The organism is Streptococcus sp. NLAE-zl-C503, from assembly GCF_900104285.1.
Taxonomy (GTDB): domain Bacteria; phylum Bacillota; class Bacilli; order Lactobacillales; family Streptococcaceae; genus Streptococcus.
The window spans coordinates 787,149-803,946 of record NZ_FNJT01000001.1 but is presented as its reverse complement, the minus strand read 5'-3'; the positions used below and the strand labels follow the sequence as shown (position 1 = coordinate 803,946).

Annotated in this window: 19 protein-coding genes and 1 pseudogene; 19 read left to right on the top strand and 1 reads right to left on the bottom strand. The window is 42.5% G+C overall.

Going from position 1 to position 16,798, the window contains the following annotated elements:
- The first annotated feature begins 13 nt into the window (after nucleotides 1-13).
- From BLS46_RS03965 to BLS46_RS03890, 16 genes and pseudogenes are all read left to right on the top strand, one after another.
- On the top strand, nucleotides 14-412 hold the full coding sequence (locus tag BLS46_RS03965) for a YtxH domain-containing protein (RefSeq protein WP_038805994.1): 399 nt from the start codon (nucleotides 14-16) through the stop codon (nucleotides 410-412).
- Between the two features lie 72 nt (nucleotides 413-484).
- The gene (hemW, locus tag BLS46_RS03960; RefSeq protein ID WP_093585770.1) at nucleotides 485-1,615 is read left to right on the top strand and encodes a radical SAM family heme chaperone HemW; all 1,131 of its coding nucleotides are present in this window, start codon (nucleotides 485-487) and stop codon (nucleotides 1,613-1,615) included.
- A gap of 4 nt (nucleotides 1,616-1,619) precedes the next feature.
- Nucleotides 1,620-2,357: an acyl-[acyl-carrier-protein] thioesterase gene (locus BLS46_RS03955; RefSeq protein WP_093585768.1), complete on the top strand. Its 738-nt coding sequence runs from the start codon at nucleotides 1,620-1,622 to the stop codon at nucleotides 2,355-2,357.
- Between the two features lie 10 nt (nucleotides 2,358-2,367).
- The gene (locus tag BLS46_RS03950) at nucleotides 2,368-3,141 is read left to right on the top strand and encodes a TIGR01457 family HAD-type hydrolase (protein ID WP_093585766.1); all 774 of its coding nucleotides are present in this window, start codon (nucleotides 2,368-2,370) and stop codon (nucleotides 3,139-3,141) included.
- The gene (locus BLS46_RS03945; protein ID WP_093585764.1) at nucleotides 3,131-3,751 is read left to right on the top strand and encodes a TIGR01906 family membrane protein; all 621 of its coding nucleotides are present in this window, start codon (nucleotides 3,131-3,133) and stop codon (nucleotides 3,749-3,751) included. Before BLS46_RS03950 ends, BLS46_RS03945 begins: the two co-directional genes overlap by 11 nt.
- 197 nt (nucleotides 3,752-3,948) lie before the next feature.
- Nucleotides 3,949-4,350, top strand: a complete 402-nt coding sequence (locus BLS46_RS03940; protein WP_004246303.1) for a Spx/MgsR family RNA polymerase-binding regulatory protein — start codon at nucleotides 3,949-3,951, stop codon at nucleotides 4,348-4,350.
- Nucleotides 4,351-4,629, top strand: coding sequence for a UPF0223 family protein (locus BLS46_RS03935; protein ID WP_093585762.1), 279 nt, complete (start codon nucleotides 4,351-4,353; stop codon nucleotides 4,627-4,629).
- Nucleotides 4,619-5,392 carry an inositol monophosphatase family protein gene (locus BLS46_RS03930; RefSeq protein ID WP_093585760.1) on the top strand — a complete coding sequence of 258 codons (774 nt, stop codon included), beginning with the start codon at nucleotides 4,619-4,621 and terminating at the stop codon, nucleotides 5,390-5,392. Before BLS46_RS03935 ends, BLS46_RS03930 begins: the two co-directional genes overlap by 11 nt.
- A complete protein-coding gene (locus BLS46_RS03925) occupies nucleotides 5,393-6,697 on the top strand; it encodes an RsmF rRNA methyltransferase first C-terminal domain-containing protein (RefSeq protein WP_093585758.1) in 1,305 nt (434 codons plus the stop codon).
- Between the two features lie 213 nt (nucleotides 6,698-6,910).
- Nucleotides 6,911-7,789, top strand: a complete 879-nt coding sequence (locus tag BLS46_RS03920; protein WP_093585756.1) for a phosphate ABC transporter substrate-binding protein PstS — start codon at nucleotides 6,911-6,913, stop codon at nucleotides 7,787-7,789.
- A complete protein-coding gene (gene pstC / locus BLS46_RS03915; RefSeq protein ID WP_001070950.1) occupies nucleotides 7,789-8,706 on the top strand; it encodes a phosphate ABC transporter permease subunit PstC in 918 nt (305 codons plus the stop codon). The genes BLS46_RS03920 and pstC overlap by 1 nt, the downstream gene beginning before the upstream one ends.
- Nucleotides 8,696-9,580, top strand: a complete 885-nt coding sequence (pstA, locus tag BLS46_RS03910) for a phosphate ABC transporter permease PstA (RefSeq protein WP_000543055.1) — start codon at nucleotides 8,696-8,698, stop codon at nucleotides 9,578-9,580. The genes pstC and pstA overlap by 11 nt, the downstream gene beginning before the upstream one ends.
- A gap of 10 nt (nucleotides 9,581-9,590) precedes the next feature.
- A complete protein-coding gene (pstB, locus tag BLS46_RS03905) occupies nucleotides 9,591-10,394 on the top strand; it encodes a phosphate ABC transporter ATP-binding protein PstB (protein ID WP_000049847.1) in 804 nt (267 codons plus the stop codon).
- A gap of 12 nt (nucleotides 10,395-10,406) precedes the next feature.
- Nucleotides 10,407-11,165, top strand: a complete 759-nt coding sequence (gene pstB / locus BLS46_RS03900; RefSeq protein WP_093585754.1) for a phosphate ABC transporter ATP-binding protein PstB — start codon at nucleotides 10,407-10,409, stop codon at nucleotides 11,163-11,165.
- 11 nt (nucleotides 11,166-11,176) lie between these two features.
- Nucleotides 11,177-11,830, top strand: coding sequence for a phosphate signaling complex protein PhoU (gene phoU, locus BLS46_RS03895; RefSeq protein WP_000946468.1), 654 nt, complete (start codon nucleotides 11,177-11,179; stop codon nucleotides 11,828-11,830).
- A 158-nt stretch (nucleotides 11,831-11,988) separates the two neighbouring features.
- A pseudogene (locus tag BLS46_RS03890) lies at nucleotides 11,989-12,804 on the top strand (ABC transporter substrate-binding protein).
- A 20-nt stretch (nucleotides 12,805-12,824) separates the two neighbouring features.
- On the opposite strand, the gene BLS46_RS03885 reads toward BLS46_RS03890, so the two are convergent.
- Nucleotides 12,825-14,096, bottom strand: coding sequence for an aminotransferase-like domain-containing protein (locus BLS46_RS03885; RefSeq protein ID WP_093585752.1), 1,272 nt, complete (start codon nucleotides 14,094-14,096; stop codon nucleotides 12,825-12,827).
- A 144-nt stretch (nucleotides 14,097-14,240) separates the two neighbouring features.
- On the opposite strand from BLS46_RS03885, the gene budA reads away from it, so the two are divergent.
- The 3 genes from budA (at nucleotide 14,241) to murB (ending at nucleotide 16,753) form a co-directional block, all read left to right on the top strand.
- On the top strand, nucleotides 14,241-14,972 hold the full coding sequence (gene budA / locus BLS46_RS03880; RefSeq protein WP_093585750.1) for an acetolactate decarboxylase: 732 nt from the start codon (nucleotides 14,241-14,243) through the stop codon (nucleotides 14,970-14,972).
- A gap of 9 nt (nucleotides 14,973-14,981) precedes the next feature.
- Nucleotides 14,982-15,737, top strand: a complete 756-nt coding sequence (locus BLS46_RS03875) for a YhfC family intramembrane metalloprotease (protein ID WP_093585748.1) — start codon at nucleotides 14,982-14,984, stop codon at nucleotides 15,735-15,737.
- A 110-nt stretch (nucleotides 15,738-15,847) separates the two neighbouring features.
- Complete coding sequence (gene murB / locus BLS46_RS03870) at nucleotides 15,848-16,753, top strand: UDP-N-acetylmuramate dehydrogenase (protein WP_180364042.1); 906 nt, start codon at nucleotides 15,848-15,850, stop codon at nucleotides 16,751-16,753.
- Nucleotides 16,754-16,798: the final 45 nt, after the last annotated feature.

The following is a 16,798-nucleotide window of genomic DNA, read 5'->3' as shown; positions in this document are numbered from 1 at the left end:
AAGGAGAAATCTTATGGGAAAACTATCCTCAATCCTTTTAGGAACGGTTTCTGGTGCAGCTCTTGCTTTGTTTTTGACGAGTGACAAGGGCAAGCAAGTTTGTAGTCAAGCTCAGGATTTTCTAGATGATTTGAGAGAAGATCCAGAATATGCTAGAGAGCAGGTTTGTGAGAAACTAACTGAAGTGAAGGAACAGGCAAGGGACTTTGTGCTGAAAACAAAGGAACAAGTAGAATCTGGTGAAATCACTTTTGATAGTGTCCTTGACCAAGCCAAAACATGTGCTCGACAAGCGACAGAAGCGTCAAAGGAAACCTTTAACAATCTCAAGGAGCAGTGGCAAGAACAGTCAGCAACTCCAGACGTCGCTGAAGACCAAGAAGAAATCATCATCGATATTACTGAAGTGTAATGTATCACCATCTCTGATTTTTGGAGATGGTGATTTTTATCTGCAACCAGTCTTTGTGGTATAATAAATACTATGCAGAAAAAACCAACGTCAGCCTATGTGCATATCCCCTTTTGCACACAGATTTGTTATTATTGTGACTTTTCAAAAGTTTTTATTAAGAATCAACCAGTAGATAGTTATTTGGAGCATCTGCTAGAAGAGTTTCGTTCTTATGATATCCAAAAGTTGCGAACTCTCTACATTGGAGGAGGGACGCCAACGGCTTTGTCTGCTCCGCAATTAGAGGTGCTCTTGAATGGCTTGACTAAAAACCTGGACTTGTCTGCCTTGGAAGAGCTGACTATTGAGGCCAATCCAGGAGATTTGGACGCGGATAAAATCGCGGTTTTGAAACATTCGCCAGTCAATCGTGTTTCCTTAGGTGTGCAGACATTTGATGACAAAATGCTGAAAAAGATTGGGCGTAGTCACTTGGAGAAGGATATTTATGAAAATATCGATCGCCTCAAACTGGCTGGTTTTGACAATATCTCCATCGACCTAATCTATGCTCTACCTGGTCAAACTATGGCTCAGGTCAAGGACAATGTAGCTAAGGCTATCTCGCTTGATATTCCTCATATGAGTCTTTATAGCTTGATTTTGGAGAATCATACGGTCTTTATGAACCGCATGAGACGAGGGAAATTGCCTCTGCCTAAGGAGGAACTGGAAGCTGAGATGTTTGAGTACATCATCGCAGAGCTGGAGCGAGCGGGTTTTGAGCATTATGAGATTTCCAATTTCTCAAAGCCTGATTTTGAAAGTCGCCACAATCTCATGTACTGGGACAACGCTGAATATTATGGTATCGGTGCGGGTGCTTCAGGTTATGTGAACGGGGTGCGCTATAAAAACCACGGGCCTATCCGCCACTATCTCAATGCGGTAGAGGCAGGAAATGCTCGCATTACAGAAGAACACCTGAGTCAAAGGGAGCAGATGGAAGAAGAAATGTTCCTAGGACTCCGCAAGAAATCCGGGGTTTCCATGACACGATTTGAGGAAAAATTCGGACGGTCCTTTGAAGGACTATATGGAGAAATTGTCAGAGACTTGGTTCAACAAGGTCTTATGCAGATCGACGGTGATCGTGTCCGAATGACAAAGAGGGGTCTCTTCTTGGGAGACACTGTAGCAGAACGATTTATTTTGGAGTAGAACAATGGGCTTAACTTATCAAATGAAAATGAAAATTCCTTTTGATATGGCGGACATGAACGGTCATATCAAACTTCCAGATGTGATTTTGCTGTCCCTGCAAGTATCAGGTATGCAGTCGATTGAGCTGGGAGTTAGCGACAAGGATATGTTAGAACGTTACAATCTGGTCTGGATTATCACAGATTATGAGATTGACGTGGTACGTTTGCCTCGCTTTGCTGAGGAGATTACGATTGAAACAGAAGCATTGACTTACAATCGTCTTTTTTGCTACCGCCGTTTCACCATCTATGATGAAGCAGGCCAAGAAATCATTCGCATGTTAGCAACCTTTGTTCTCATGGACAGAGACAGTCGCAAAGTCCATGCTGTCGAACCGGAGATTGTTGCTCCTTACCAGTCTGAGTTTGATAAAAAACTCATCCGTGGGCCGAAGTATGCTAACCTAGAAGACCCGATCAGTAAAGACTACCATGTTCGTTTTTACGACTTGGATATGAATGGTCATGTCAATAATAGTAAATACCTGGATTGGATTTTTGAGGTCATGGGAGCAGATTTTTTGACCAAGTATATTCCAAAGAAAATCAATCTCAAATATGTCAAAGAAGTGCGACCAGGTGGTATGATTGCTTCAGCATATGAACTCAATGGACTAGAAAGCAAGCATGAGATCATCAGTGATGGCGAGATCAATGCCCAAGCTATGATTACATGGCAAGAAATTAAAGGCAATTAGAAAGGACGATATGGCTTATAAAGGTTATTTAATTGATTTAGACGGAACCATTTACAAGGGAAAAGACCGGATTCCAGCGGGAGAGGCTTTTGTGCATGAATTGCAAAAACGAGAGATTCCCTATCTCTTTGTGACCAACAATACAACTCGTACTCCTGAGAGCGTTCAAGAGATGTTGGCTCAGAATTTTAATATCGACACGCCTCTTTCAACTGTCTACACGGCAACTCTAGCAACCATTGACTATATGAATGACTTGGGACTGGAAAAGACAGTCTATGTCGTCGGTGAAGCAGGGCTCAAAGATGCTATTAAAGCGGCTGGTTATGTCGAAGACAAGGAAAATCCTGCCTATGTGGTAGTTGGACTGGACTGGCAAGTCGACTATGAAAAATTTGCGACGGCTACTCTAGCAATCCAAAAGGGTGCTCACTTTATCGGAACCAATCCAGACCTTAATATCCCAACAGAGCGTGGTCTCTTGCCAGGTGCTGGTTCACTGATAACCCTTCTTGAAGCAGCAACACGGGTCAAACCAGTTTATATCGGGAAACCAAATGCTATCATTATGGATAAGGCAGTTGAGCACTTGGGCTTGAAACGAGAAGAATTGCTCATGGTGGGGGATAACTACTTGACAGATATTCGGGCAGGGATTGATAATGGCATTCCGACGCTTTTAGTGACAACAGGTTTTACCAAGGCAGAAGAAGTGGCGGACCTGCCAATTGCACCAACTCATGTAGTTTCTAGCCTTGCGGAGTGGAATTTTGATGAAAACTAAACTGACCTTTTGGGGAAGTATGCTCTTTTTCCTCTCCCTTTCTATCCTACTGACTATTTATCTGGCTTGGATTTTCTATCCCATGGAGATTCAGTGGCTGAACTTAGCGAATCGAGTCTATCTAAAATCCGAAACCATTCAGTACAACTTTCAAATTTTGATGAATTACCTGACCAATCCCTTTAGTCAGGTCTTAGAGATGCCGGATTTTCGTTCTTCAGCGGCAGGCCTGCACCACTTTGCGGTGGTGAAGAATCTCTTCCACTTGGCTCAGTTTGTTACTTTGGTAACACTACCATGTTTCTATTTCTTTGTTAAAAAGATTGTAAAAAAAGGCTTTCTACCCCTCTATCGTAAAAGTATCCTGACCCTAGTGTTATTGCCTCTGGTCATTGGGCTTGTGGGAGTTTTGATTGGTTTTGAGCAATTCTTTACTCTTTTCCATCAGATTCTCTTTGTGGGAGATGATACCTGGCTTTTTGATCCCGCAAAGGATCCCGTTATTTTGATTTTACCAGAGACCTTCTTCCTCCATGCTTTCCTTCTCTTCTTTGGACTCTATGAAAGTTTCTTTGGTTTTCTTTATTTGAAAAGTCGTAGAATACTTTAATGTGTTGCATTGATAAAACAGAGATGAAGTTAAAAATTCTTACGAGGAGTGAATTAACTTCATTGGAATTGAGTAATTCGTTCGCATACAGTCTATTTTTCTAGAAAAAAATAGGCTTTTTTCTAGAAATTGCTAGTCAAGCGCTTTATTTTTTTGTATAATAAGAATAGCAAAGTATAGATAAAGAAGAGAAAAGCATGATTACACTATTTTTATCACCGAGTTGTACATCATGTCGTAAGGCAAAGGCCTGGTTAGAGACGCATAAAGTTCCTTTTGAGGAGCACAATATTATGACCAGTCCTTTAACAAGAAAAGAATTGCAACACATTCTTTCCTTGACCGAAAATGGTACTGATGACATCATTTCAACTCGTTCAAAAATTTTCCAAAAATTGGATATTGATGTAGAGAGTATTTCGGTATCGGAGTTGCTTCAGTTGATTGAGCAATATCCTAGTCTTTTGCGTCGCCCAATTATTATAGACACCAAACGCATGCAGATCGGTTTTAATGAAGATGAGATTCGTGCTTTTCTCCCTCGTAGTTACCGTAAACAAGAACTAAAAGAAGCAACATTGAGAGCTGGTATTGGATAGATGAACAAACAGTATAGTTACCCACTAGATTTGTCGTGGAGCACTGAAGAACTTGCTTCAGTGCTTTCTTTTTTTAATGATGTTGAAGCTGCCTATGAAGACAAGGTAGAAGCAAAAAAACTGCTAGAGTCTTACAAGGAATTCAAATTGGTTGTGCCAAGCAAGAGTGAAGAGAAACGTTTGGGACGAGAATTTGAAACAGTTAGTGGCTATTCGCTTTACCGAGCAGTTCAGGCTGCCAAGGAAAAAGGGGAAGGGAAGATTTCTCTTGGAAACTAAATTTGAATTTGCCAAACAGATTGTGCAAGAAGCTGCTGACTATATTTTGGCTCACATGAAAGAAGATTTGCAGGTCGAGCGAAAGTCTTCCCCTACAGACTTGGTGACGCGTTTGGATAAGAAAGTTCAGGATCTCTTAGTTCAGAGAATTTTGGCATCTTATCCAGAAGATTTGATTTGCGCGGAAGAGGGCTGTTTACGTGCTGCAGTCGGTCAGGGCACTGTTTGGGTGATTGATCCCATTGACGGTACCAATAACTTTGTCGCTCAGCAGGAAGATTTTGCTGTTATGTTGGCTTATTTTGAGAATGGTGTGGGCAAATTTGGTATCATTTATGATGTCATGAAAGGCGATTGTTACCATGGTGGTGGTGCCTTTCCTCCTTGTCGGAATAACGAGCTCTTACCGACTTTTAAAAAGAAACCTCTTCAAGAATTTTTAGTTGCCGGTAACTCAGGTATGTTTGAAACCAATGAGTGGGGCTTGGCTGATTTGGGCCGAGCAGCGTTGGGAGTCCGTGTCTATGGTAGTGCGGCCATTAGTTTTGCCAAGGTTTTATCAGGTCGTCTGCTGACTTATATCACCTATTTGCAACCTTGGGATTACGCTGCTGCAAGTATCCTAGGAGACAGTCTGGGCTATCGTCTTCTTACAGTTTCTGGTGAGGATGTTGATTTTAAAACGCGTCAGCCTGTCATGATGGTGCCAATCGAGATGCAAGAAGAGATTCAGTCCTATATTTATGAAAGGAAAGAAAATTAAATGCAATTTCCAGAAGGATTTGTTGAAAAATATGAAGCGATACTAGAAGATGAGGCAAGAGATTTTCTTGCCTCTTTTAAACAGGAAGCGGTATCGGCTTTTCGGGTCAATCCCTTAAAAGAAAGTCAGCTGTCGTTTGCAGATGTCATTCCTCATACACCTTGGGGACACTATGGCAAGGTCTCAGGGAAGTCACCAGAGCACGTGACGGGTCTCGTTTATTCGCAAGAGCCTGCAGCCCAAATGGTCGCACAGGTAACTCAGCCCCTTCCTGGTATGAAGGTCTTGGACTTGGCGGCAGCGCCAGGTGGGAAATCCACTCAATTGGCAGCCTATCTGGCTAATCAGGGAGTCCTTGTTTCCAACGAAATTTCAAACAAGCGGGCTAAGATTTTAGTGGAAAATATGGAGCGGTTTGGAGCTACAAACGTTGTCGTGACCAATGAGTCCGCGGACCGTTTGGCCAAAGTCTTTAAAGGCTATTTTGATGTGATAGTCCTTGATGCACCTTGCTCGGGTGAAGGGATGTTTCGTAAGCAGCCAGATGCCATGGATTATTGGAGTACCGATTATCCTAGTCAATGTGCTAGTCTCCAAAGGGAAATTCTAGAAGATGCAGTGACCATGCTTGCTGAAGGTGGCCGTCTGGTCTACTCGACCTGTACTTGGTCACCTGAGGAAAATGAAGAAATCGTCCACTGGTTGCTTGATGCTTATGATTTTGAATTGCTTCCAGTCGAGCATGTGAACGGTATGGTAGCAGGAATTGATCTTCCTGAAACGGCTCGAATGTACCCTCATCATTTCAAGGGAGAAGGCCAGTTTGTAGCCCACCTGCAGTTTAAGGGAGAAAATCCAGCACCCAAATTCAAGGCCAGCAAGACCAATCTCAGTCGCGAACAGCAGAACTTATGGCAAGAATTTGCCCAAAAACATCTCAAAATATCGCTAACTGGCGTACTACAAACTTTTGGAGACCAACTTTATCTCTTGCCGGAGATGTTACCTGATCTAGGGAAACTCAAAATTGCCCGAAATGGGCTTCATCTGGGTACTTTTAAGAAAAAACGCTTCGAACCAAGCTTTGCTCTGGGATTAGCCTTAAAACCAAGTCAAGTTTTGCAAACAGTCGAAATCAATGATGAGGATTTTGTAAAATATGTGGCTGGGGAAACAGTTCAGCTAGCTGAAAGTCTACCAAATGGATGGTATCAAGTTGTGGTTCAAGGAAACGGTCTGGGCTTTGCAAAAGTTACTGGAAATGTTTTGAAAAATTATTATCCAAAAGGGCTCAGATTCAAGTGAAAAAGCTAGTCAAAGAATCTATTCTATGTTATATTGGAAGTATGAGTTTTTTCTGATAGTCTTTCATTTTTACTTATATTATGTGATGAATTGACTGGTCCTCAATGGGGCTTCCAGTCTATAAATCGTAAACCAAATCTTATCATCACTAATTGATATGATAGGAACAGAAAGAAATCAGAGCATTCATCATTATGTTCAAGGAGAAAAATAGTGAAAAAAAGAAAAAAGCTCGTCCTATCTCTTGCGACTCTTTTGCTGGCAGGTTCTCTAGCAGGATGTGCAAGCTGGATTGATCGTGGAGAAACCATGACAGCCGTCGGATCAACTGCTCTTCAGCCTTTGGTTGAAGCCGCAGCAGACGAATTTGGTTCAAAAAATATCGGAAAAACAGTCAACGTTCAAGGTGGAGGTTCGGGAACAGGACTTTCTCAGGTACAGTCTGGAGCTGTAGATATTGGCAACTCTGACGTTTTTGCTGAGGAAAAAGATGGAATTGATGCTTCAGCTCTAGTAGATCACAAGGTTGCAGTGGCTGGTCTGGCAGTGATTGTGAACAAAGAAGTGGATGTTGAAAATCTCACAACCGAGCAACTTCGCAAAATCTTTACAGGTGAAGTGACTAACTGGAAAGAGGTTGGGGGCAAAGACCTGGCAATTTCAATCATCAACCGAGCAGCAAGTTCTGGTTCACGAGCAACCTTTGACAATGTCGTAATGAATGGCCAATCTGCTATGCAGAGCCAAGAGCAGGATTCCAATGGAATGGTCAAGTCGATTGTCTCCCAAACTCCAGGAGCCATTTCTTATCTTGCCTTTGCCTATGTGGATGACTCAGTCAAGACCATGAAGCTCAATGGGTATGAGCCTACGTCTGAAAATGTAACGACCAACAACTGGCCTTTGTGGTCTTATGAACATATGTACACACTTGGTAAGCCAAATGAGTTGGCGACTGAATTTTTAAAATTCGTCCTCTCAGATGAAGCCCAAAATGGGATTGTTAAGGGCATGGGCTATATCTCTATCAATGAAATGAAAGTTCAAAAGGATGCTTCAGATACCGTTACAGCAGTAGAAGGAGGTCAATAATGAATCAAGAAGAACTATCTAAAAAATTACTCTCTCCTTCAAAGAACTCTCGCCTTGAGAAGTTTGGTAAAGGTTTGACCTTCACTTGCCTTTCTTTGATTGTCATCATTGTGGCGATGATTTTGATTTTTGTAGCTCAAAAAGGCTTATCGACCTTCTTTGTCAATGGAGTGAACATCTTTGATTTCCTCTTTGGACAAACTTGGAATCCTTCAGGGAAACAATTTGGTGCCCTTCCGATGATTTTGGGTTCCTTTATTGTGACGATTTTATCAGCTCTCATCGCAACTCCCTTTGCTATTGGTGCTGCAGTCTTTATGACAGAAGTATCACCAAAGGGTGCAAAAATCTTGCAACCAGCCATTGAACTCCTCGTCGGTATTCCTTCAGTCGTCTATGGATTTATCGGTTTGCAAGTTGTGGTGCCTTTTGTTCGTAGCATCTTTGGTGGAACTGGGTTTGGGATTTTGTCAGGGATTTTCGTTCTCTTTGTTATGATCCTACCAACTGTAACCTTTATGACAACAGACAGCTTGCGTGCTGTTCCTCGTCATTACCGTGAAGCGAGTTTGGCTATGGGGGCAACTCGCTGGCAAACCATCTGGCGTGTGACCTTGAAAGCAGCACGTTCAGGTATTTTCACTGCAGTGGTCTTTGGGATGGCGCGTGCCTTCGGTGAAGCCCTTGCTATTCAGATGGTTGTCGGAAACTCAGCAGTTATCCCAACCTCGCTAACAACACCAGCTGCGACTTTGACTTCTGTTTTGACTATGGGTATCGGAAATACCGTCATGGGTACAGTTGATAATAACGTACTCTGGTCACTGGCCTTGGTCTTGCTCTTGATGAGTTTAGCCTTTAATAGTGTGATTAAATTGATTACGAAAGAAAGAGGAAAGAAAAACTATGCACGCTAAGAAATTAGATAAACTTGCAACAGCTGTCCTCTATACCATCGCGGGTATCATTGTGACCATTTTGGCATCTTTGATTCTCTATATCTTGGTGAGAGGGTTACCGCACATCTCTTGGTCCTTCTTGACTGGGAAATCCTCCTCTTATCAAGCAGGTGGGGGTATCGGGATTCAGCTCTATAATTCCTTCTTCCTTTTGGTCATTACCTTGATCATTTCTGTTCCCCTGTCTATGGGAGCTGGCGTTTTCCTTGCTGAGTATGCCAAAAAAGGGCCTGTGACCAATTTTATTCGTACCTGTATTGAGATTTTGTCTTCTTTACCATCAGTCGTTGTGGGTCTCTTTGGTTACTTGATTTTCGTCGTTCAGTTTGAGTATGGATTTTCTATTATTTCAGGTGCCTTGGCTTTGACGGTCTTTAACCTTCCTCAGATGACTCGAAATGTCGAGGACAGTTTAAAACACGTTCACCATACGCAACGTGAGGCTGGTCTGGCCCTTGGAATTTCTCGTTGGGAGACTGTGGTCCATGTCGTCATTCCTGAAGCTCTTCCAGGTATTGTAACAGGTGTTGTCTTGGCATCTGGCCGTATCTTTGGTGAGGCCGCCGCTCTTATCTATACGGCAGGACAGTCCGCTCCAGCCCTTGATTGGTCTAACTGGAATATCCTTAGTGTTACCAGCCCTATCTCAATCTTCCGTCAAGCAGAAACCTTGGCTGTCCACATTTGGAAGGTCAACAGTGAAGGAACCATTCCTGATGCTACCATCGTATCAGCTGGTTCTGCCGCGGTGCTCCTCATCTTTATCCTAATCTTTAACTTTGGAGCTCGCAAACTCGGAAGCTATTTACACAAGAAATTAACCGCTGCCTAAAGGAGAAGCCATGTCAAAATATAACTGGGATGAAAAGCATATCATCACCTTCCCTGAAGAAAAAGTGGCCCTCTCAACCAAGGATTTACATGTTTACTATGGTAAAAATGAATCCATCAAGGGCATCGATATGCAATTTGAAAAAAATAAAATAACGGCCTTGATTGGTCCATCAGGATCTGGGAAATCTACCTATCTCCGTAGTCTCAATCGGATGAATGATACCATTGACATTGCCAAGGTAACAGGTCAAATTCTTTACCAAGGAATTGACGTCAATCGTCCTGAAATCAATGTCTATGAGATGCGTAAGCATATCGGAATGGTCTTTCAACGTCCAAATCCATTTGCCAAGTCTATTTACCGCAACATCACTTTTGCTCATGAACGTGCAGGTGTTAAGGATAAGAAAGTACTTGATGAAATTGTAGAAACCTCTCTAAGACAGGCTGCCCTTTGGGATCAGGTCAAAGACGACCTCCACAAATCAGCCTTGATGCTTTCAGGTGGTCAGCAACAACGTCTCTGTATCGCTCGTGCCATCTCTGTTAAGCCAGATATCCTCTTGATGGATGAGCCTGCTTCAGCCTTGGATCCGATTGCGACAGCCCAGCTGGAAGAAACAATGCTGGAATTGAAGAAGGATTTTACCATCATCATCGTTACCCACAGTATGCAACAGGCCGCCCGTGCGAGTGACTACACAGGATTTTTCTACTTGGGCGATTTGATCGAGTATGATAAGACGTCCAACATTTTCCAAAATGCCAAGCTACAGTCTACCAATGACTATGTAACGGGACACTTTGGTTAGAAAGGAAGCAGTATGACAGAACCGATTTTGCAGGTTAAAGACCTGTCCGTTTATTACAATAAAAAGAAGGCTTTGAACAGTGTTTCCCTTTCTTTCCAACCCAAGGAAATAACCGCCCTCATTGGTCCTTCTGGATCAGGAAAGTCCACTCTGCTCAAGGCTATCAACCGCATGGGCGATTTAAATCCTGAGGTGACAACAACTGGAACAGTGATTTATAATGGCCACAATATCTACAGTCCACGTACCGATACGGTTGAATTGCGTAAGGAAATTGGCATGGTTTTCCAACAGCCCAATCCCTTCCCTATGTCTATTTACGAAAATGTTATTTACGGACTACGTATCAATGGGGTCAAGGATAAACAGGTCCTTGATGAAGCAGTAGAAAAGGCCTTGCAACGTGCTTCTATCTGGGATGAAGTCAAGGATCGTTTGCATGATTCGGCCATTGGTCTCTCAGGGGGTCAACAGCAACGTGTCTGTGTTGCCCGTGTTTTGGCAACCAGCCCTAAAATCATCCTCTTGGACGAACCAACTTCAGCTTTGGATCCTATCTCGGCTGGTAAGATTGAAGAAACCTTGTATGGTCTAAAAGACAAATACACCATGCTCTTGGTAACACGTTCCATGCAGCAGGCTTCTCGTATCTCTGATAAGACAGGATTTTTCCTAGATGGGGATTTAATCGAGTTTAACGATACCAAGAAGATGTTCCTTTCCCCTCAAAACAAGGAAACAGAAGATTATATAACAGGAAAATTTGGATAAGGAGTTGAAAGATGTTACGATCTCAATTTGAAGAAGATTTAGAGAAATTGCACAACCAGTTCTACGCCATGGGACAAGAAGTGCTTTCGCAGATCAATCGTACAGTGCGTGCCTTTGTCACGCATGACCGTGATTTGGCAAAAGAAGTCATCGAAGACGATGCAGAAGTAAATGAATATGAAGTGAAGTTGGAAAAGAAATCATTTGAAATGATTGCCCTCCAGCAACCTGTTTCGCAAGATCTTCGTACCGTCTTGACCGTTCTCAAGGCAGTTTCTGACGTGGAACGCATGGGAGATCATGCAGTGTCTATCGCTGAGGCGACTATTCGTATGAAGGGGGAACAACGTATCCCTTCTGTTGAAGAAGAAATCAAAAAGATGGGACGCGATGTGAAAAACTTCGTTGAAGCAGCTCTAGATCTCTATCTGAACGGCTCTGTGGACCAAGCCTATGAAGTTGCGGCTATGGATGAAAAAATCAACCATTACTTTGATAGCATCCGAGATTTGGCTACAGAAGAAATCAAGAAAAACCCTGAAGCTATCGTTACAGGTCGTGATTACTTCCAGGTCATTTCTTTCTTGGAGCGTATCGGAGACTATGCAAAAAATATCTGTGAATGGGTTGTTTACTTTGAAACAGGTAAAATCGTCGAACTCTAAGAAATGGATTAAATATGCACTAAAAAGACTAATCAACTCAGATTAGTCTTTATTTTTGAATAAAAAGGAATTTTTTTGAAATGAAAATTCTGAAAATGTTGACAAGTATTTTCAAATAGGTTATAATTATTCAGAAATAACAGAAAGGTCGTTTATTTATGAAGTTTAAGAAATGGACATTACTTGTGTGTAGCATGCTTGCCAGCATGATTTTAGTAGCCTGTCAGTCAAGTACGGATAGTTCCCAGTCTGCTGTGGAGGCTATTAAATAGAAAGGAAAGCTAGTTGTTGCGACCAGCCCAGACTATGCGCCATTTGAATTCCAATCCTTGGTAGATGGTAAAAACCAAGTGGTTGGTGCAGATATTGATATGGCTCAGGCGATTGCAGATGAACTTGGAGTTAAGCTTGAAATCTCTAGTATGAGTTTTGACAATGCCTTGACCAGTCTTCAAACTGGAAAGGCTGACTTGGCTATTGCAGGAATTAGTGCCACCGATGAGAGAAAGGAAGTCTTTGACTTTTCAATCCCTTACTATGAAAACAAGATGAGTTTCTTGGTTAGAAAAGCCGATTTAGACAAATACAAGGATCTTTCAAACCTAGCAAGTGCAAATATCGCAGCTCAAAAGGGAACTGTTCCAGAAACCATGGTCAAGGAACAATTGCCAAATGCCCAATTGACATCCTTGACCAATATGGGTGAAGCAGTCAATGAATTGCAGGCTGGAAAAGTGGATGCTGTTCATATGGATGAACCAGTTGCTCTTAGTTACGTAGGTAAAAACTCAGACCTTGTCGTTGCGACAGCTACTTTGACGATGAAAGATGGCGAAGCCAATGCCGTTGCTATCAAGAAGGATCAATCAGACTTGAAAGCAGTAGTAGATAAGGTTATCCAAAAAATGAAAGATGACGGAACCTATCAAACCTATCTAGAAAAAGCAGCGAAACTAACAGAAGTTGAACAGTAAAAAGAAAGCAGAGTTGGAGTTTAATCCAATTCTGCTTTTATGTATTGTAATAGTGCTTCTAGATTTTCGAGAGTGACTTTGGCGAACTGATAAGGACAGGCATCCAAATAAGCCTCTTCAAAGAAGTCTGGTTTGAGTGAGCTATGCTTTAAACTAGCAATTTTAGGATAGGTTCTCAAATCAAGGAGAAGGCCATCATGTAGAGGATAGTAGGGCAAGGGACAGGTATTTTTTTTAAGCACTTCCTTTATCCGAGCCTGATAGTTCTCTTGAAGGGTCAGTCGAGCCAGTCGATTTTTTTCAAATAACTGACTATCGATGTAAAGAGAGAGAGCCTTTTGCATGATGAGATTGCTGTCATAGTCCAGGATATTTTTGTAGGAAACAAAGGCCTCTTTTAGGGCATTTGGGAGAATGAGAGCGGTAATGCGAAGGGCTGGAAAGAGGCTGGTTGAGAAGGACTTGATATAAATGACCCGATCTTCAGTATCCAGATAGTGGAAGGTTTGGCCCTTTCTAGGATCTAGGTCCCCTAAATAGTCATCCTCTACGATATAAACACCATACTGGTTTGCTAGATCCAGAATGGCCCTTTTTTCTTGATCAGAATAGGAATGGCCAAGAGGATAGTGGAAACGAGGAATGGTATAGAGAAATTTGATTTTCCCAGATTTGAACTGTTCTTCTAGTTCTTCAAGGTTAATGCCATCAATACGGCGTTCAATGCTCTGATAGGCCAATCCCTGAGCGATCAAGAGGCGGTTCATCCGGTGGTAAGTAGGCTGTTCAACTAGAATCTCCTCTCCCTTGCTCGGGAAGTTGATCTGAGAAAGGATAAAGAGAGCTTGCTGGGTGCCAGATGTTAGAACCAGTTGATCTGGTTTGCAGTAGAGAGCCTGGTCAAAGAGGAGTTGATGGACAGATTGTCTGAGTTCCTCAAGGCCTTCTTGGTTGTCATAGTAGTTGAAGAGGTAGTTTTCTCGGCCTATCAGGGTTTCGTTGACACAGAGTCTGAAGTCGTCATAAGCAGTGGCGTGTTCGTCAGTAACCTCGATTTCCAAGTCCTGATGCTGACCTTGTTCTAGAACATAGTAACCACTCTGGGGTTTGGCATAGAGGTATTGTTCATGGCGTAATTCTAGCAGGGCTCGTTGGACAGTGTCCTTGCTACAATGAAAGTCCAGACTCAGTTGACGGATAGAGGGAAGTCTGCTTCCAGTTGGGAATTTTCCTGATTCAATACCTTTTTTTAGAAAGGACACAACTGCTTGGTATTTGCTTTGTTTCGTCATTCCAGACCTCCTGTGATTTTTTACATTGTACCTTTTTTTTGTCTCCTTTGCAATGGGAAAAGTAATTCTCCCTTTCACATCTAAGAGCAAATGTGGTATACTTAGAAAGTATGATGATTCATTGAAAAGAAGATAAGAAAGAGAATGGATAGAAAAGTGCAGGAACCGGTAAAATTATTTCAATACAATACTCTAGGTGCCCTAATGGCAGGTCTCTATGGCGGAACCATGACCGTAGGAGAATTGCTGGAACATGGCGATCTTGGTTTGGGAACCCTTGATTCGATTGATGGGGAGTTGATTGTCCTTGATGGCAAGGCTTATCAAGCCAAAGGATCAGGGAAACAACCTGAAATTGTAGAAGTCGCACCCGATGCTCTTATCCCTTATGCAGCAGTGGTCCCCCATCAGGCAGAAGTGATTTTCCGCCAGCGCTTTGAGATGACGGACAAGGAATTAGAAAAGCGGATTGTGTCCTACTATGATGGGGAAAATCTCTTTCGCTCCATCAAGATTCATGGGGAATTCGCCCATATGCATGTACGGATGATTCCCAAGTCAACAACAGACACCAAGTTTGCTGATGTCGCGACACACCAGCCTGAATATAGTCGTGAAAATGTATCGGGAACCATCGTTGGATTTTGGACACCAGAGATTTTCCATGGGGTCAGTGTTGCAGGCTACCATCTGCATTTTATCTCAGATGATTTGACTTTTGGTGGACACGTGATGGACTTTGTTATCAAAGAAGGAATAATCGAGGTTGGACCAGTCGATCAGTTGGATCAACGTTTTCCAGTTCAAGATCGCCAGTATTTATTTGCTAAATTTAACGTTGACGAGATGAAGAAAGACATTGATAAGTCAGAATAGGAGAAAAAGATGACAGTACATATTATCCTTACCATGATCGCTTTGGTTTTAGTCCTAGTAGGTGGGACTTGGTATGCCAAAAAACGGTTTCAGATCTCTCTTGCAGTGATGGGCTTGGGGGCAATCGCATTTTTTGTTTCTTCTCAAGTGTTAGAGAAGATGGTTCACTTTCTAGTCCTTCAACCGCAAAAAGACGGAACGATTTCGCTCATGAATGAGCAACCTTTCCTATATGTTCTTTACGCGATTGCCATGGCTGCCCTTTTTGAGGAAACTGCCCGCCTTGTCTTTTTTAAATGGTTGGAGAAAAAGAGATGTCTAGAAGATAAAGACGCTTTGGCTTACGGCTTGGGACATGGAGGTTTGGAGTTGCTCTATCTTGGGATGGGAAGCTTAATCAGTTTGTTGATCCTCTTTTCACTTATCCAGTCTTCAAATACTGATGTGGCCAATCTCCTTCCAAAGACTACACTCGAAACGGTTCAGTCTCTTTCTGTGTGGCAGGTTTATTTACTAGGAGTTGAGCGTGTGCTGGCTCTAGTACTGCAAATTGGTCTTTCCATCTGGGTTTACCAAAGTGTTAGCCAAAAGAAATGGAACTATCTCTTTGCTGCCTATGGTTTCCATGCCTTGTTTGACTTGGCTCCAGCTTTATCTCAAGTGGGATGGATTGCAAATCCACTTGTAGTGGAGGGCATTCTTCTTGTAGAAGTACAGGCCTTTGTTTGGCTAACAAAATCTACATTTTGGAAAAAATCATCATAAAAAGAGGTTTACCTCTTTTTTTATGCGATGCTTTGACACCAAGAATTTTCCTGTCGTCAAAAGCCCTTAAAAATGGTATAATGAAATGACTTTACAAAAGGATGAGAGATATGACATTCGTAACTAAAATACAAGAACAATTAGAAGGAATTGATATTCGTTTCAAGGAGCCCTTGAAGACTTATACCTATACCAAGGTAGGAGGTCGAGCGGATTACCTAGTTTTGCCACGAAATCGCTATGAGATGGCGCGTGTTGTCCAATTTGCCAATCAGGAGAATATTCCTTGGATGGTGCTAGGAAATGCCAGCAATATCATCGTTCGTGAAGGTGGAATCCGTGGTTTTGTCATCTTGTGTGACAAGCTCAATAACGTTTCAGTTGATGGTTACACTATTGAAGCTGAAGCGGGTGCTAATTTGATTGAAACAACACGCATTGCACTTCGTCATAGTTTGACTGGTTTTGAATTTGCTTGCGGGATTCCAGGGAGCGTAGGCGGCGCTGTCTTTATGAATGCGGGTGCCTATGGAGGAGAGATTGCTCACATCTTGCAGTCTTGTAAGATTCTGACCAAGGAAGGGGAAATCGAGACCTTGTCAGCCAAGGATTTGGCTTTTGGTTACCGTCATTCAGCCATTCAGGATTCTGGGGCCATTGTCTTGTCAGCTAAATTTGCCCTAGCTCCAGGAAATCATCAGGTTATCAAGCAGGAAATGGATCGCTTGACTCACCTTCGCGAACTCAAACAACCTCTAGAGTACCCATCTTGTGGTTCAGTCTTTAAGCGTCCAGTAGGGCATTTTGCAGGTCAGTTGATTTCAGAGGCTGGCTTGAAAGGCTATCGTATCGGTGGTGTTGAAGTATCTGAAAAGCATGCAGGTTTTATGGTCAATGTTGCTGACGGTACGGCCAAAGACTACGAGGACTTGATCCAGTCCGTCATCGAAAAAGTCAAGGAACATTCAGGTGTCACCCTTGAGAGAGAAGTCCGAATCTTGGGTGAGAAGGAGTAAGGTTTCGCCATAGTAGCTGCTGCTATGTCAATGGAAAGGGGGTGA